This window comes from Bacillus sp. MBGLi79, from assembly GCF_002953915.1.
In genome coordinates, this window is sequence record NZ_CP026521.1 from 1,410,182 (window position 1) to 1,425,029 (window position 14,848).

Annotated in this window: 17 protein-coding genes; 10 read left to right on the forward strand and 7 right to left on the reverse strand. The window is 43.6% G+C overall.

Annotation, left to right across the window (positions count from 1 at the left end):
* Nucleotides 1-102: 102 nt before the first annotated feature.
* The gene (gene spx / locus C1T29_RS07080; RefSeq protein ID WP_014476435.1) at nucleotides 103-498 is read left to right on the forward strand and encodes a transcriptional regulator Spx; all 396 of its coding nucleotides are present in this window, start codon (nucleotides 103-105) and stop codon (nucleotides 496-498) included.
* A 254-nt stretch (nucleotides 499-752) separates the two neighbouring features.
* Here the strand turns inward: spx and C1T29_RS07085 are convergent, their stop codons facing one another.
* Entirely contained in the window at nucleotides 753-1,409 is a 657-nt protein-coding gene (locus C1T29_RS07085; RefSeq protein WP_014663533.1) for a TerC family protein, read from the reverse strand.
* A 169-nt stretch (nucleotides 1,410-1,578) separates the two neighbouring features.
* Between C1T29_RS07085 and C1T29_RS07090 the strand changes: the two genes are divergently transcribed.
* From C1T29_RS07090 to pepF, 4 genes are all read left to right on the forward strand, one after another.
* Entirely contained in the window at nucleotides 1,579-1,719 is a 141-nt protein-coding gene (locus tag C1T29_RS07090; protein WP_134975725.1) for a hypothetical protein, read from the forward strand.
* Entirely contained in the window at nucleotides 1,686-2,342 is a 657-nt protein-coding gene (gene mecA, locus C1T29_RS07095; protein WP_069149371.1) for an adaptor protein MecA, read from the forward strand. Before C1T29_RS07090 ends, mecA begins: the two co-directional genes overlap by 34 nt.
* A 157-nt stretch (nucleotides 2,343-2,499) precedes the next feature.
* On the forward strand, nucleotides 2,500-3,651 hold the full coding sequence (locus tag C1T29_RS07100; RefSeq protein WP_103748917.1) for a competence protein CoiA: 1,152 nt from the start codon (nucleotides 2,500-2,502) through the stop codon (nucleotides 3,649-3,651).
* 229 nt (nucleotides 3,652-3,880) lie between these two features.
* Entirely contained in the window at nucleotides 3,881-5,710 is a 1,830-nt protein-coding gene (gene pepF, locus C1T29_RS07105; RefSeq protein ID WP_168780813.1) for an oligoendopeptidase F, read from the forward strand.
* A 38-nt stretch (nucleotides 5,711-5,748) separates the two neighbouring features.
* Here the strand turns inward: pepF and C1T29_RS07110 are convergent, their stop codons facing one another.
* The 5 genes from C1T29_RS07110 to C1T29_RS07130 all read right to left on the reverse strand — a co-directional run bounded on the left by C1T29_RS07110 (nucleotide 5,749) and on the right by C1T29_RS07130 (nucleotide 9,098).
* Nucleotides 5,749-5,916 carry a hypothetical protein gene (locus C1T29_RS07110; protein WP_003244944.1) on the reverse strand — a complete coding sequence of 56 codons (168 nt, stop codon included), beginning with the start codon at nucleotides 5,914-5,916 and terminating at the stop codon, nucleotides 5,749-5,751.
* Nucleotides 5,917-6,230: 314 nt separating this feature from the next.
* Nucleotides 6,231-7,130, reverse strand: a complete 900-nt coding sequence (gene spxH / locus C1T29_RS07115; protein WP_041521296.1) for a protease adaptor protein SpxH — start codon at nucleotides 7,128-7,130, stop codon at nucleotides 6,231-6,233.
* Nucleotides 7,127-7,525 carry a globin domain-containing protein gene (locus C1T29_RS07120; RefSeq protein ID WP_003232928.1) on the reverse strand — a complete coding sequence of 133 codons (399 nt, stop codon included), beginning with the start codon at nucleotides 7,523-7,525 and terminating at the stop codon, nucleotides 7,127-7,129. The genes spxH and C1T29_RS07120 overlap by 4 nt, the downstream gene beginning before the upstream one ends.
* Before the next feature lie 251 nt (nucleotides 7,526-7,776).
* Nucleotides 7,777-8,511 carry a bifunctional muramidase/murein lytic transglycosylase gene (gene cwlQ, locus C1T29_RS07125; RefSeq protein WP_071582220.1) on the reverse strand — a complete coding sequence of 245 codons (735 nt, stop codon included), beginning with the start codon at nucleotides 8,509-8,511 and terminating at the stop codon, nucleotides 7,777-7,779.
* A gap of 14 nt (nucleotides 8,512-8,525) precedes the next feature.
* On the reverse strand, nucleotides 8,526-9,098 hold the full coding sequence (locus C1T29_RS07130; protein WP_103748915.1) for a CYTH domain-containing protein: 573 nt from the start codon (nucleotides 9,096-9,098) through the stop codon (nucleotides 8,526-8,528).
* A gap of 123 nt (nucleotides 9,099-9,221) precedes the next feature.
* On the opposite strand from C1T29_RS07130, the gene C1T29_RS07135 reads away from it, so the two are divergent.
* From C1T29_RS07135 to C1T29_RS07150, 4 genes are read left to right on the forward strand one after another with little or no spacing between them, the layout of a single operon-like run.
* Nucleotides 9,222-9,590, forward strand: a complete 369-nt coding sequence (locus tag C1T29_RS07135) for a UPF0738 family protein (RefSeq protein WP_071582219.1) — start codon at nucleotides 9,222-9,224, stop codon at nucleotides 9,588-9,590.
* Between the two features lie 28 nt (nucleotides 9,591-9,618).
* Complete coding sequence (gene yjbM, locus C1T29_RS07140; protein ID WP_103748914.1) at nucleotides 9,619-10,254, forward strand: GTP diphosphokinase; 636 nt, start codon at nucleotides 9,619-9,621, stop codon at nucleotides 10,252-10,254.
* Between the two features lie 18 nt (nucleotides 10,255-10,272).
* Nucleotides 10,273-11,073 (forward strand): NAD kinase, encoded by an 801-nt coding sequence (locus C1T29_RS07145; protein ID WP_003232918.1) that lies wholly within the window; start codon nucleotides 10,273-10,275, stop codon nucleotides 11,071-11,073.
* A gap of 14 nt (nucleotides 11,074-11,087) precedes the next feature.
* Nucleotides 11,088-11,987: an RluA family pseudouridine synthase gene (locus tag C1T29_RS07150; RefSeq protein WP_189396835.1), complete on the forward strand. Its 900-nt coding sequence runs from the start codon at nucleotides 11,088-11,090 to the stop codon at nucleotides 11,985-11,987.
* 11 nt (nucleotides 11,988-11,998) lie between these two features.
* Here C1T29_RS07150 and prpE read toward each other — a convergent pair whose 3' ends face one another.
* Nucleotides 11,999-12,733 (reverse strand): bis(5'-nucleosyl)-tetraphosphatase PrpE, encoded by a 735-nt coding sequence (gene prpE / locus C1T29_RS07155; protein WP_103748913.1) that lies wholly within the window; start codon nucleotides 12,731-12,733, stop codon nucleotides 11,999-12,001.
* Between the two features lie 234 nt (nucleotides 12,734-12,967).
* Here prpE and C1T29_RS07160 point away from each other — a divergent pair, with 234 nt between their 5' ends.
* Entirely contained in the window at nucleotides 12,968-14,812 is a 1,845-nt protein-coding gene (locus C1T29_RS07160; RefSeq protein ID WP_014663543.1) for a monovalent cation:proton antiporter family protein, read from the forward strand.
* The last annotated feature ends 36 nt before the right edge of the window (nucleotides 14,813-14,848 follow it).

Consider the following 14,848-nt stretch of genomic DNA (forward strand, 5'->3'; position numbering starts at 1 on the left):
ACTTTTTTATAGTATAATACCTGTAAAGATTCCTTTTTTAGAGTAATTTCAATTTAAGAATAAAATAGATGTTCATCCTACTAATTAGAGGAGTGAAGATGAATGGTTACACTATACACATCACCAAGCTGTACTTCATGCAGAAAGGCGAGAGCGTGGCTCGAGGAGCACGATATTCCATTTGTAGAAAGAAACATTTTCTCTGAACCTTTATCAATTGATGAAATAAAACAAATTCTTCGTATGACTGAGGACGGAACAGATGAAATCATCTCAACCCGTTCAAAAGTATTCCAAAAACTCAATGTGAACGTTGAATCTATGCCGCTGCAAGATTTGTACCGCTTGATCAACGAGCATCCAGGTTTGCTTCGCCGTCCGATCATCATCGACGAAAAACGTTTGCAGGTCGGATATAACGAAGACGAAATCAGACGTTTCCTGCCAAGAAAAGTTCGCTCTTTCCAATTAAGAGAAGCACAGCGTTTGGCAAACTAATAGATCGTATCATCAAAAGAAGGCTGAGTCATCAGCCTTCTTTTTTGGATAGTTGACAAAATCCTAAAACGGTTTTTTGTTTTAGGATTTTGTTACCTTTTCAGTTCAGCGTGATTGAAAACCTTTGAAGTCTAGGAAGGCCGAGCATTGGAGCACAACGAATATGTTTATTCGTGAGCACCGACGCGCAGGTCTGACAACGAATGCAAAGGTTTGTCGACACGCTGAAAGAAGGCTGAGTCATCAGCCTCCTTTTATTTTTCAACCTGCTGGTAATAAATGCTCGCAAGAATGACAAACGCAACCGTCAAAATGGGGAGGAGTGTTTCGACTGTGCCGTGCTGCGCCATAAAAAGAGACAGCTTTTTGTCTCTGACAATCATTTCTCCGCCAGTATAGGCAAGCAGCCCGCTTCCCGCGTAAATCAGAAGCGGTATTTTCCCTAGTGCAATATGGATGAGTTTGCTGCCCCAAATAATAACCGGAACCGATACACACAAACCTATGACGACGAGAGAAAACTCACCGTGTGACGCTCCTGCAACTGCGATGACATTGTCCAGCGACATAAAGAGATCTGCAAGCACAATCGTTCGTATCGCTCTCCACAAAGAGGTGCTGCTTTTAATGTGCTGCGTATCTTTTTTTTCGATCAGCAGCTGATATCCTAAATACAGCAGGAAAATTCCGCCGGCGCACTGCAAGAACGGAATGTTCAAAAGATATACTGCTGCACTTGTTAATCCGATTCTCATGGCAACGGCTATAAATGTTCCGAGAATAATAGCTTGCTGTCTTTGCTTGTCCGGCAAATGTCTGCTGGCCATGGCAATGACGACCGCATTATCTCCGCCAAGGATCAGGTCGATCCCAACAATTACAAGCAGAGAAATCAGATAGTCATGCTCCATGAATCGGCACCTCGCTTTCAGTCCTTCGCTTGTACTACTACTATATGAGACAGGCCGCATTTTATGATATCAGCAGCCTGAACTGCCGTTTTTTAGGCAAAGGTGCATTTTTATTTCTTTTGTGACTGTTTTATCATAAAATAGAAATACAAAGGAATTCACACTGGCCTTGCTTAAGGTTAAGATGTGGACGGAATGGGTAAAGTGTAGTAAAGTACAATTAATCGGGAGCTTAGATGTCCCTTCAACATCTTATATAGAAGGGAAGGTTGGCAAATGGAAATTGAAAGAATTAACGAGCATACAGTAAAATTTTATATGTCTTACGGAGATATTGAAGATCGCGGTTTTGACAGAGAAGAAATTTGGTATAACCGTGAGCGCAGTGAAGAACTGTTCTGGGAAGTCATGGATGAAGTTCATGAAGAAGAGGAATTCGCTGTGGAAGGCCCTCTTTGGATTCAAGTTCAGGCGCTTGACAAAGGATTAGAAATCATCGTCACAAAAGCCCAGCTTTCCAAAGACGGACAAAAGCTCGAACTGCCGATTCCTGAGGATAAAAAGCAAGAACCAGCATCTGAGGACCTTGACGCCTTGCTGGATGATTTCCAGAAAGAAGAGCAGGCCATCAATCAGGAAGAGAAGGAGCAAAAGCTTCAATTTGTCTTGCGATTTGGCGATTTTGAGGATGTTATTTCTCTATCTAATTTGAACGTTAACGGAAGCAAAACGACTTTATATTCGTTTGAGAACCGATATTATTTATATGTGGATTTTTGCAATATGACTGATGAAGAGGTTGAAAATCAGCTAAGCATCCTGCTGGAGTACGCAAATGAATCCTCAATCAGCATACACCGTCTTGAAGAGTACGGCAAGCTGATTATTTCAGAGCATGCTCTAGAAACGATAAAAAAACACTTTGCATCATAGCAAACCGATTTCTTTCCGGAAATCGGTTTTTTTATGCACTAAAATGCCATTTTAAGATGTGAAAAATCGAAAACATACGTACAAGCGAACATACAGCGAACAGGAGTTGATCATTTTATCCAGAAAGTATACCTCAACTGGAAAGGAGAGATGACAATTGTTTAGTGCTGTGACTGAAGACGGTCAAATGTTTCACCTTCTGGGCGCTCAGCAAAGCCAAAAATTAAAGCGGAAACGATTCTTCTGTCCGGTATGCGGAGAAGAGCTTGCTGTGAAGCTCGGACTTCAAAAAGCGCCGCATTTCGCCCATAGACAGAACAAGTCCTGCTCCATAGACATAGAACCGGAAAGTGCCTACCATTTAGAAGGAAAAAGACAGCTGTACATATGGCTGAAAACGCAAAAGGCTTCTCCCATATTGGAACCGTATATAAAGGAAATCAACCAGAGACCGGACGTCTTGGCAAGGATCAAGGAGCGTATGCTTGCTGTTGAATATCAATGTGCCACGATCAGTCCGGATGTCTTTCAAAAGCGGACAGAGGGCTTCAAACAAGCAGGGATCATCCCGCAGTGGATTATGGGACACAGCCGCTTACAACGGACTGCTTCGTCCTTTTATCAGCTTTCAGCTTTTCATTGGCAATTTATCAATGCCAACCCATACAGAGAACTGATATGTTATTGTCCGGAAAGGCGTTCTTTTCTCCGGCTCAGCCACATCATTCCATTCTACACAACCCATTCTTATTCCTCAGTCCAAACGATCCCTATCCATCGGGCAGGTATAGACGATCTTTTTTTTACTGAACCGAAATCCCCAATTCAATATTCAGGCTGGACGAAAGCGATTCACCGTTTTCGCCATAAACCCCATCGGTTTAACTCAAAGGAAACAAATCGCCTTAAGCAGCTGTTTTATGAGAAGCGGCAGACGCCCTTTTCTTTTCTGCCGACTGAAGTGTTTGTTCCTGTTGTAAAAGGGGCAGTTTTTAAGAGTCCGGTTTTTGTGTGGCAGGGGTTTCTTTACCTGTTTATCACGGATCTTGGAGAGAAACGTGCGCCAATTCGTTTTTCAGCCGTTTTACAGCAATGCAAACTGCACATTCATAAAAAGAACATGGCACTCAGATTCGAATGCAGCGAAGAGTGTCTTTCTGAAGCTGTTAAACAGTACATTGATTTTTTGTGCAAGAAGGGATTTTTAAGGGAGACTCAGAAAGAAGTATATGTGCTGAACCAGCCTGCAGATGGCATTCGCTCAATGCAGGATCTCATAGAAAGAGACCGCAGCTGTTTTATAGAATGAGTTTGTCTGATTTGGCTCACCCTAAGACAAAGGTGGTGGGCTGGCTGTGAACGGCACAAAAGGAAAGGTTTTTCGTGTTTTTACTGCTTTTTTGGCATTCGTTCTCTTCATTACTGCATATGATTTGACAAAAGGCAGTGAAAAACCGGAAGATATTCACAACACAAGTTTATTGGGAAACAGTTGCTTTTTCAATTGGCTTGAATCAAAGAAGACGAGGGGGATCACCATGGCTGAGGAAAAAAAAGCAAATCAACTGCCTGACAGAAGTGAGGTAAAGGCAGAAGACACATGGAGACTTGAGGATATTTTTCCTAGTGATGAGGCCTGGAATAAAGAATTTCAAGCTGTAAAAGAATTAATTCCGAATTTATCTAAGTATAAAGGAAAGTTGGCCGATTCAGCTGATCATTTATACGAGGCTCTTACGTACCAAGATAAAGTGATGGAGCGGCTGGGAAGGCTGTACACATATGCGCATATGCGCTCTGACCAGGATACCGGGAACTCCTTTTACCAAGGGCTGAATGACAAGGCGGGAAACCTGTATACACAGGCCGCAAGCGCGACAGCTTATTTGGTTCCTGAAATTTTATCCATAGAAGAAGACAAACTGCAGCAGTTCATTCTTGAAAAAGAAGAATTAAAGCTGTACTCTCATGCGATTGAGGAGATTACAAAAGAACGTCCGCATGTGCTGAGTGAGAAGGAAGAGGCGCTGCTTGCTGAGGCTTCCGAGGTATTAGGGTCATCTTCAAATACATTCAGCGTGTTAAATAACGCAGATATTACGTTCCCGTCCATTAAAGACGAAGATGGGAATGAAAAACAGATCACTCACGGCAACTTTATTAATTTCTTGGAAAGTGAAAACCGCGAAGTCCGCAAAAATGCGTTTGACGCAGTGTATAAAACGTACGGACAATATAAAAACACAATGGCCACGACACTAAGCGGCACTGTGAAAAAGGACAACTTCTACGCGAGAGTGAAAAAGTACAAGTCAGCGCGTGAGGCTGCGCTTTCTAACAACAGCATTCCTGAGGAAGTATACGATAACCTCGTGAAGACGATTAATAAGCATTTGCCTCTTCTCCACCGCTATATCGCGCTGAGAAAGAAAGTGCTTGAGCTAGATGAGGTGCATATCTATGATCTGTATACACCGCTTGTGAAGGATGCGGGGATGAAGGTGACATACGAGGAAGCCAAAGATTACATGCTGAAAGGCCTCGCACCTTTAGGGGAGGAATATGCCTCTATCCTAAAAGAAGGACTGGAAAACCGCTGGGTGGACGTTTATGAAAATAAAGGAAAACGCAATGGCGCTTATTCATCAGGAGCTTACGGCACGAATCCGTATATTTTGATGAACTGGCATGATAACGTCAATAATCTCTTTACGCTCGTGCACGAGTTTGGACATTCCGTACACAGCTACTATACGAGAAAGCACCAGCCATATCCATACGGCAATTACAGCATCTTTGTCGCAGAAGTTGCTTCTACGACAAATGAAGCGCTTCTTGGCGAATATCTGCTGAATAATTTAGAGGATGAAAAACAGCGTTTATATATTCTCAACCATATGCTTGAAGGCTTTAGGGGAACGGTCTTCAGACAAACGATGTTTGCCGAGTTTGAACATCTGATCCATACAAAGGCGCAAGAAGGCGAGCCGCTTACACCTGAGCTCCTGACAAATGTTTATTACGATCTGAATAAAAAGTATTTCGGAGACGGCATGGTGATTGATAAGGAAATCGGCCTTGAATGGTCGCGGATTCCGCACTTCTATTACAATTACTATGTGTATCAGTATGCGACGGGGTACAGCGCTGCCCAAGCATTAAGCAGCCAGATTTTGAAGGAAGGGAAGCCTGCGGTTGACCGTTATATTGACTTCCTGAAAGCGGGAAGCTCACAATACCCGATTGATGTCCTGAAAAAAGCGGGCGTTGATATGACGTCTCCAGAGCCAATCGAAGCTGCTTGCAAAATGTTTGAAGAAAAACTCGATGAAATGGAAGAGCTGCTGATGAAAGTCAAGCAGTCTTAAAAAAAGTAAGCCTGTGCGTAAATGACGCACAGGCTTTTTTAAAACCCTTTAAAGGTTTTCCGGTGATTCAAGCGGTAGAGGGTAAACAAAATAGACAGAAACAGCAGAGGAGAGGTAATATAAAGCGGCAGCATATGCATCATGCCTAAGATATTCAGACAGAAAAAAACGGCAATGCACACAATCGAGATCAAAGTAGACATCATGACGGTCCTCCTCGTCCTTTTTCCTTATAAGGATATGAGTGAATGGACTCCGTTATGTTTTGTGACAAAAATATGAACATTAAGCATAGAGGTTGTCAAAAGTCGACATCTTTTGTTATCATAAGGATGTGAAATTGATCACAAACAAACATTACCCCTTTGTTTGACCGTGAAAAATTTCTCCCATCCCCTTTGTTGTCGTTAAGACATATGAAACCGCGCTTATCCCGGCGCGGTTTCTTTAGTATTAAATTTAGAACATACGTTTGGTTTTGGCGCAAAAAAAACAGCCTCAAGCATATGCACGCCTGCGGCTATTTTTCACATGATTGATATTCATCAGAATAAGTGCTGAGAGACTTCCAAAACATTCCGTGTTTGGCCTCCACTTTGGCAACCTTTTTAGCAAACGCCAATTTTTTCATTTCTTTTTCTACCTCTTCAAGGCTCAGGTCATATACAAGAGCAATTTCCTTCGAGGCAACGAAGCGGAAATATTCAATAAAACATTCTAAAGGCGGTGTTTCCGACGGCTTCGGCTCGTCGCCAAGCATCTCAAATAAAATTTCTTCATATACATCATATGAATAGCTGCCAGGAACTTTAAGCCCTTCATCCTCATGCTGCGTATTGAAGAACGTCAGTGTCGGATTAACAGAAACATCCATCTCAGCAGCAATTTTCATGTCACATTGAAGCGCCTTGACCGCGCTTTGAGAATGCAGATCTTTTTTAAATTCTTCAAGATCGAGACTTGTATTTTCAGCAATCTCCAAAAGCACATTTTCATCGGTGATGTTTTTCTTTGAAACAAATAGGCTCTCCTGCATATTTCTGAGAAATTGCATACCGGCTTTTCTTCCTTGCAATTCGGCTGCTTTAAAAGCGAGAGCAGCCATATAAGGTGATGAAAGCGGCTGATCTTGCTCGAACCAGAGATTGCCGTCACACGACATGCCTGAGCGGCTCGCGATCTTTTCCCATGCTTCTGCGAGAAGATGCTTTTTTCGCTTTTTATTTAAAGCGGTAAGGCTTGCGGAAGCGATAATACGTAAGGTGAAAAAACGTCCGTATCTAATTTTCAGCTTTTTGATGACGGGCTCTAAGGACCAGCATTCAGGACATAAAGGGTCTACAAACATATAAATCTCAAGCGGTTTTTTTGGATGACCGTGGCAATGGGCGAAGTATAGCTCATGCTGATAGTTTGTCAAGATGATCGATCCTCCGCTTCCGTTTGATTCACCATATGCCTTGCTGTCAACTCCAGGCGGCCAAACAAAAACTCGCGAATTTCGCCCTCCAGCCCTACATGGTCCATTGCGTCCTTCATACAGCTGAGCCACGCATCAGCTCTCTCGTTTGTAATTGGAAAGGGAAGATGCCTTGCTCTGAGCATAGGATGGCCGTGTTCCTCAGTATAAAGAGGAGGCCCGCCTAAATACTGAGTTAAGAATTGCTTCTGTTTCCTGGCGGTTTCTGTCAAATCGCTCGGAAAAATCGGCTTCAGCAAAGGATGAGACGCGACACGCTCATAAAAAGTATCAACAAGTTGCGATAGAAGTTCCTCTCCAATCGCTTCATAAGGTGCGTTAAACGATTGTCCCATGTTGACTACTCCTTTAAATATGGCTAATAGGAATCATAAATCCTATTGCAAAAAGTAATTTTCTGTATTTCATTGTTTCATCTAGGTTTATTTTAGCAACAAGGCATCATTTCTACAAACAAACTGCCTTTTTTGCGTATGATAACTCATTTCGGCTGACAGCCGGGGTTTGTATTTCATATCATATCACATAAAAATCAGGAATGCGTAAGATTTCACTTCGCAAAAAAACCAGAGGGGGAGCCCTCTGGTTACGCGTAATAAGCTGAAGTTATTTTTTTTACATAGTTTTGCGTTTCTTGGAAAGGAGGAATGCCTCCGTACCGGTCAACATTCCCCGGTCCGGCGTTGTAAGCCGCTAATGCCATAGACACATTGCCGTCGTATTTATCCAACATTTGTTTTAAATATTTCGTTCCGCCCTCCACATTTTGCTGCGGATCAAGCGGGTTGGAAACGCCTAGTGAGCTTGCTGTTGATGGCATCAGCTGCATGAGGCCCATCGCACCTGCTCCGCTGACCGCTTTTGCATTAAAGCCTGATTCCTGCTTGATGATGGCACGAATCAGTTTTTCATCGACGCCATATTTATCAGCGGCTTTTTTAATCGCACTGTCAACGGAGAAGTCTCCCGAACTGATCTGATTTGCTTCATGTTTGTTTGAAGCTGAATCTGCAGCAGCTGTTTCGGTGTTTTCTGCCGCTTTTGTGATTGAACCTGAATTGCTGCTCGTATATGAGTTGAGCCCATACGCCGAAAGCAGTGACGACGCTGTTGTATTCGCGCTGTTCAGCATGCTGAGCGGGCTTGGCGATGAAGAAGGTGCTGATTGCTGAGATGCCAGACCGTTTGTATATTGGCTGAGCAAAGAGCTGAAACTTGAAAGCGGGCTTTCCGTATTCTGAGTGTCCGAGCTGCTGCGTGCATTAGATATGGACTGTAGTGCCTGAAGCTGAAGTAAAGCTGCCCAATTCGTTACATTCACGATGTCATTCCACCTTATATAGACTTTCGTTTTTCTTCATAAAAACGCAGAATTTTATTTTTGGTTTCGCGCTGAGGAATGCTGAATTGCTGAAGCAGCTTCTCGAAGGCTTGTCTGCCCTCATGCCAATCCGCCGCCTCAAATTCAATTTCATAGTCCTCTTTATTTAAATATCGGCTGTGGTCTAAAACTATTAAGCCTTTTTCTGTTTCTTTTTCCGCTCGGTTTGTTGCTAAAGATCCAAAGTATCGAATGGCATCCGTATCGATCTGAAGCTTGTGCAGCTGGTCCTTCACAGGGCCCTCGGGAACTGAAAATGCAGCTAGATCTGATACCTCTGAAAGCTGCTGGTGCGTTTCCAGAAGCCCCACATCAGCCGGCTCTTTTAATGTAAGGACATACTTTCCGTTTTTTCTGCGGATACGAAGCGCTGCATGTTTTTTTTTCAGCGCAAAGCTGTCTGTATCAAAATAATGATTCTTTTGATCTGTAAAATCTTTTTCTGTCAGCTGGAGTGCCGCTGTTATGTTTTTGAATTCTTGTTTGGTCAGCATATTTTTAAATTCGATTTCAATTTCTTGGGTCATGATGATCTTCCTTTCCGCCCTGTAAATCTTATTTTTACTATTATCTCTTTAGATGTTTGGTTTATCAATATCGAGCTTGATATGATAAAATGAATCTGAACTTTGTTTAAAAAGGAGAGCATTATGCAAAACAGAATCGAAATTTTGAACGCAACATTATCGGATGATCAGCTTCGCCTTGCCTGTCAGACAGAAGGAGACGAAGCAGCACGCAAGCCGTCAGGTCAAATGCTTGTTGATTCTGACCACTTTGCTTTTGTATACATAATTGAATTAGCTGATTCTTTTGAATATGTCATTATAAAGGAACATGTATGGCCGGAATTGAAGCAGGCCCATGCACAAAAAATACCGGTCTTATTAGAGGCAGGAGACCAAACGATTGAACTGGCAGGCCTGCATGAGGAGCTGGAATATCTTTTAGAAAATATAAAAGATAACGCAAACTATGGAGAAGAGATGGAAGAAAAAGTGAAACGCGTGTTTTTATAGAAACTGGTTCGGAATTGGGGGATGTATGATGGATGACAAACAATGGGAGCGTTTTTTAGTGCCGTACCGCCAGGCTGTCGAAGAGTTGAAAGTGAAGCTCAAGGGGATCCGCACACTATATGAATATGAGGACGACCATTCACCGATCGAATTTGTGACCGGACGCGTCAAGCCTGTGGCAAGCATACTTGAAAAAGCGAGACGGAAAAGCATACCGCTGCATGAAATTGAAACCATGCAGGATATCGCTGGCCTTAGAATCATGTGCCAATTTGTCGATGACATCCAAATCGTAAAAGAGATGCTTTTTGCCAGAAAAGATTTCACCGTTGTGGATCAGAGGGATTATATTGCGGAACATAAAGAGAGCGGATACCGGTCTTATCATCTTGTTGTACTATATCCTTTGCAGACGGTGTCCGGGGAAAAGCAAGTTCTCGTGGAAATACAGATCCGAACACTGGCGATGAATTTTTGGGCGACCATTGAGCATTCATTGAATTATAAATACAGCGGAAACATTCCTGAAAAAGTGAAACTAAGGCTTCAGCGCGCTTCTGAAGCGGCTTCCCGGCTTGACGAAGAGATGTCGGAGATCAGGGGTGAAGTACAGGAAGCTCAAGCTGCCTTTTCAAGAAAGAAAAAAGGAAGCGAGCAACAATAGGTAAAGGGGAAGAAGAGCATGAAATTTGCCGTATCATCAAAAGGAGATCAAGTTTCTGATACGCTGAAAAGCAAAATACAGGCGTATTTATTGGATTTTGATATGGAACTGGATGAAAATGAACCGGAAATCGTTATTTCGGTCGGAGGCGACGGAACGCTTTTGTATGCTTTTCACAGATACAGCGACCGCTTGGACAAAACAGCATTTGTCGGTGTTCACACAGGTCATCTGGGGTTTTATGCCGACTGGGTTCCTCATGAAATTGAAAAACTTGTTCTCGCAATTGCGAAAACGCCGTATCATACTGTCGAATATCCGCTTCTCGAAGTCATTGTGACCTATCACGAAAACGAGCGGGAAGAAAGATACTTAGCCTTGAATGAATGTACGATTAAAAGCATAGAAGGAAGCCTTGTTGCTGATGTGGAAATCAAGGGGCAGCTCTTTGAAACCTTCCGGGGCGACGGCCTCTGCCTGTCAACGCCATCAGGCAGCACAGCCTACAATAAGGCGCTGGGCGGAGCGATAATCCATCCGTCTATCAGGGCGATCCAGCTTGCGGAAATGGCATCTATTAATAATCGCGTGTTCCGTACGGTCGGATCACCTCTGCTTCTCCCATCCCATCATGATTGCATGATTAAGCCGAGAAACGAAGTTGACTTTCAAGTGACGATTGACCATTTAACCCTTCTTCATAAGGATGTGAAGTCGATCCGCTGCCAGGTTGCATCCGAAAAAGTGCGGTTTGCGAGATTCCGTCCGTTTCCATTTTGGAAAAGAGTCCAGGATTCGTTTATCGGAAAAGGTGAATAGAAAGAGGACGTATCGTGGAGCATTTTTATATCAGAAAGAACATTACTTCCGCCGAGGATGGTATGACTGTAAAAGAATATGCCGATGAACTCGGAATTTCGAAACGTCTGCTGACCGATATTAAGTTTGGCGGGGGAGACCTGCTGATCAACGGCGAGCATGTGACGGTTAAAGCCATTTTGAAAGAGGGAGATCTTCTTATCGTGAAGTTTCCTGAGGAACAGGTGAGCGAGACGCTGCTGGCAGAGCCTGTTCCGCTCGATATTCTTTATGAGGATGAACATGTGCTTGTGATAAACAAGCAGCCGTATGTGTCATCAATCCCTTCGAGAGAGCACCCCTCCGGCAGCATTGCTAATGGAATTATTCATCATTATCAAAAAAACGGAGTGAGGGCGACAGTTCATCTTGTCACCCGGCTAGACCGGGATACATCGGGAGTCATGCTTGTTGCCAAGCATCGATTTGCCCACTCCATTTTATCGTCAGCGCAAAAAAACGGACTCGTGAAACGCCGGTATGCAGCAGTGGTTCATGGGCGGATGGCGCAGATGGAGGGAACAGTCGATGCCCCGATCGGCAGACATCCTGACAGTATAATTGAACGGACGGTAACGCCAGACGGCCAGAAGGCTGTTACGCATTTTTATGTCACATGTGCACATGACGATATGAGCTCGGTGACGTTGCAGCTTGAGACTGGACGAACCCATCAAATTCGTGTTCATATGAGTTATCTCGGGCACCCGTTGTGCGGCGATACACTGTACGGCGGAACGAGACGGAACATTGGCCGGCAGGCTCTGCACAGCGAGCATCTTTCGTTTATCCATCCGCTGACACAGGAGAACATGACGTTTCATGCTTCATTGCCTCAGGATATGAGAAAACTGATAAAAGGAGAGAATCATTGATTCTCTCCTTTTTATATGGGGCGAAACCTTGATTCGTCGTAAGGCAGGGAGCTTGGAACAGAGACGGTTTCTATTTCTGGAAAGCGAAAGCCTGTCAGTTTATTTCCGAACACGCAGCCTGTATCAATGTTGATGGTGCGATTAACCTTCCGAGGCTCTTTCACTGGTGTATGGCCGTATACCACCCAAGCCTTCCCGTTATAGGCTGCCGCCCAATCACGCCTGACGGGTCTGCCGTCCGGATATGTTTCACCTGTCACATCACCGAAAAGCACAAAGTCCTTCACTCTGCGGGTATATTTGCCAATATCGTCAGCTCTTATGCCAGCATGGGCGACAACCAATTCTCCATTATGTAAGATGTCGTAAAGCGGCGCTGTTTCGTACAGCTTCATAAACTGTTCGCTGACTGATTTTCTCTCATCCTTGGAAAGTTCCTCAAGCTCTGCCGCTGTTGTTTCGAGACCATGCATCACTTTTACCGGATTGCCTTTTAAGTAGCGGTACAGCTTATTGCAATGGTTTCCCGGGACATAACGTACAGCGCCTTTTTCGTAAGCGCTGGCTACAAATCGGATGACCTCTATCGATTTGGGCCCTCTGTCAGTTAAATCTCCGGCAAAAACAAGCACCCTGCCTTCTTCGTGGACAGGTACTCCATTTTTGATTGTATAACCAAGCTTTTGGATTAATGCAGTCATTTCGTCATAGCAGCCATGAATATCGCTGATGATATCGTAAGCCATGCGGTATCCTCCTTACCGATTGTTTTATTTATTATGAAGCAAAGTGTTGTGAGTCATCACAAGCTTTTATGTGCAAATTATAGAAGAAGAATCATTTTCTAAACAGGATTAAGAGCTTATCACTTTATTTTTCATCATGACCCTTGTTAAAATCGCGTTATGTTTTTTAAAAATGAGGTTTTGTTCTTTGATTGAGAACTAGCATAACCCTGACTAAAAAAGGAGGTTCTGATTATGGCGCATACATCTGTCGCATCTTTAGTTGTTGTACTTATCGTTGCATTTTTGACACCCATCCTTTTGCATCGGTTTAAACTCAGCATCCCGGTTGTTGTTGCTGAAATCATTATGGGGCTGATTATTGGGAAAAGCGGCCTTAATTTAGTTGTGGAGGGTGACACCTGGCTCCAAACACTCTCTATGCTCGGATTTATCTTTTTAATGTTTTTAAGCGGGCTTGAAATTGATTTTTCATCTTTTGAGAAAGGGAAGAAAAAGCAGCTCCTGCCGAACGGTAAGGAAGCGCCTAATACGTTTGCTGCGGCATCTATTATTTTCGTCGGTATTTTTATTTTATCATTGCTGCTGTCCTATGGCTTCGTCTTGGCGGGTTTTATTCAAAATGCATTTTTGATGACCCTGATTATTTCAACGATTTCGTTAGGCGTTGTCGTTCCAACATTAAAAGAAGAACGGATCATGAATTCGAATATCGGGCAGATTATTTTGCTCGTTGCTGTTATTGCTGATTTGGCTACGATGATTCTTCTTGCTGTTTTTTCTTCTTTATACGGAGAGGACAGCGGAAACATGTGGCTCCTGATGATCCTGTTTGCGGCCGGAGTGGTGCTTTACTTTTTCGGCAGGGTCTTCAAACATCGCTCTTTTGTTCAGTCCATGTCAAAAGGGACAATCCAGATCGGGACGCGTGCCATTTTTACGTTAATTATTGTACTCGTTGCCCTGTCTGAATCACTTGGGGCGGAAAATATTCTCGGCGCTTTCTTAGCGGGGGTTCTTGTTTCCCTGCTTTCGCCAAACAAAGAACTTGTTCAGCAGCTGGACTCATTCGGTTATGGGTTCTTAATACCGATTTTCTTCGTGATGGTCGGTGTGAAGCTTGATATTTGGACTCTTTTCCAGGATAAAACAATTTTAATCATGATCCCGCTTCTGCTTCTGGCGCTGTTAGTGAGCAAAATCATTCCTGTCATGTACCTAAAGAAGTGGTATGATAACCGAACCATTTTCGCGTCCGGTTTTCTGCTGACATCAACGCTTTCGCTCGTGATTGCAGCGGCAACAATCGGCCAGCAGCTTCACGTGATCAGCGCAAATATGTCAGGAGCGCTCATTTTAGTAGCTGTCATCGCAAGTATTTTTACGCCAATCTGTTTTAAAAAGTTGTACAAACGGGAAGAGCAGCCGGAGGAGAAAAAGACGATTACGTTCATCGGCGCCAATCAAATGACTTTGCCTGTCACACTTGAATTGCCAGAGGAAGAGTATGACGTGCGTGTTGTGCACGTCTACCAAGAGAATGCAGAGGAAAAGCTGTCGGAATCAGTGTTTGCTGTTGAAACAATTTCTGACTATGAACACGAGACGCTTGAATCACTCGGCATTTTTGAAACGGATATCCTTGTTGTGGCGACCGGGAATGAAGATATGAATGCAGACATTGCATTACTTGCAAAAGAAAAAGGCACAGAAAGAGTCATTGCAAGCGTAGGATCACCGGAGCATGAAGCAGTTCTGAAGGAGCAGGGAATCAGCATCTTTTCTATTCTGCTGTCGACAAAAACGCTGCTTCGCGCTCTGATTGAAGCGCCTGGCGTCATGAAGCTGCTCACGAACCAGGAGTCTTCCCTGTATCAAATTAATATGGAGAACAGTAAATACGACGGTGTGATTTTACGGGAATTCCCTTTAACCGGCGACGTCATCTTTGTCAGGATTTTCAGAGGTGTAGACAGCATCGTTCCTCATGGGGATACAAGGCTGAAACTTGGGGATCGCTTAATTGTCACCGGATCTCGGGGATACGTAACAGATCTTAAGAAAACATTGGAAGGATAAATCTTGACCAAATAAGGATTCGTGTTAATATAGAGG

Coding starts and splice junctions, on each gene's coding strand:
- prpE (WP_103748913.1), bottom strand. CDS start 12,733: ATGGCTTACGATATCATCAGCGATATTCATGGCTGCTATGACGAAATG.
- C1T29_RS07130 (WP_103748915.1), bottom strand. CDS start 9,098: ATGACCCAAGAAATTGAAATCGAATTTAAAAATATGCTGACCAAACAA.
- spx (WP_014476435.1), top strand. CDS start 103: ATGGTTACACTATACACATCACCAAGCTGTACTTCATGCAGAAAGGCG.
- pepF (WP_168780813.1), top strand. CDS start 3,881: ATGGCTGAGGAAAAAAAAGCAAATCAACTGCCTGACAGAAGTGAGGTA.
- C1T29_RS07120 (WP_003232928.1), bottom strand. CDS start 7,525: ATGGGACAATCGTTTAACGCACCTTATGAAGCGATTGGAGAGGAACTT.
- C1T29_RS07085 (WP_014663533.1), bottom strand. CDS start 1,409: ATGGAGCATGACTATCTGATTTCTCTGCTTGTAATTGTTGGGATCGAC.
- C1T29_RS07160 (WP_014663543.1), top strand. CDS start 12,968: ATGGCGCATACATCTGTCGCATCTTTAGTTGTTGTACTTATCGTTGCA.
- yjbM (WP_103748914.1), top strand. CDS start 9,619: ATGGATGACAAACAATGGGAGCGTTTTTTAGTGCCGTACCGCCAGGCT.
- C1T29_RS07135 (WP_071582219.1), top strand. CDS start 9,222: ATGCAAAACAGAATCGAAATTTTGAACGCAACATTATCGGATGATCAG.
- mecA (WP_069149371.1), top strand. CDS start 1,686: ATGGAAATTGAAAGAATTAACGAGCATACAGTAAAATTTTATATGTCT.
- C1T29_RS07110 (WP_003244944.1), bottom strand. CDS start 5,916: ATGATGTCTACTTTGATCTCGATTGTGTGCATTGCCGTTTTTTTCTGT.
- C1T29_RS07145 (WP_003232918.1), top strand. CDS start 10,273: ATGAAATTTGCCGTATCATCAAAAGGAGATCAAGTTTCTGATACGCTG.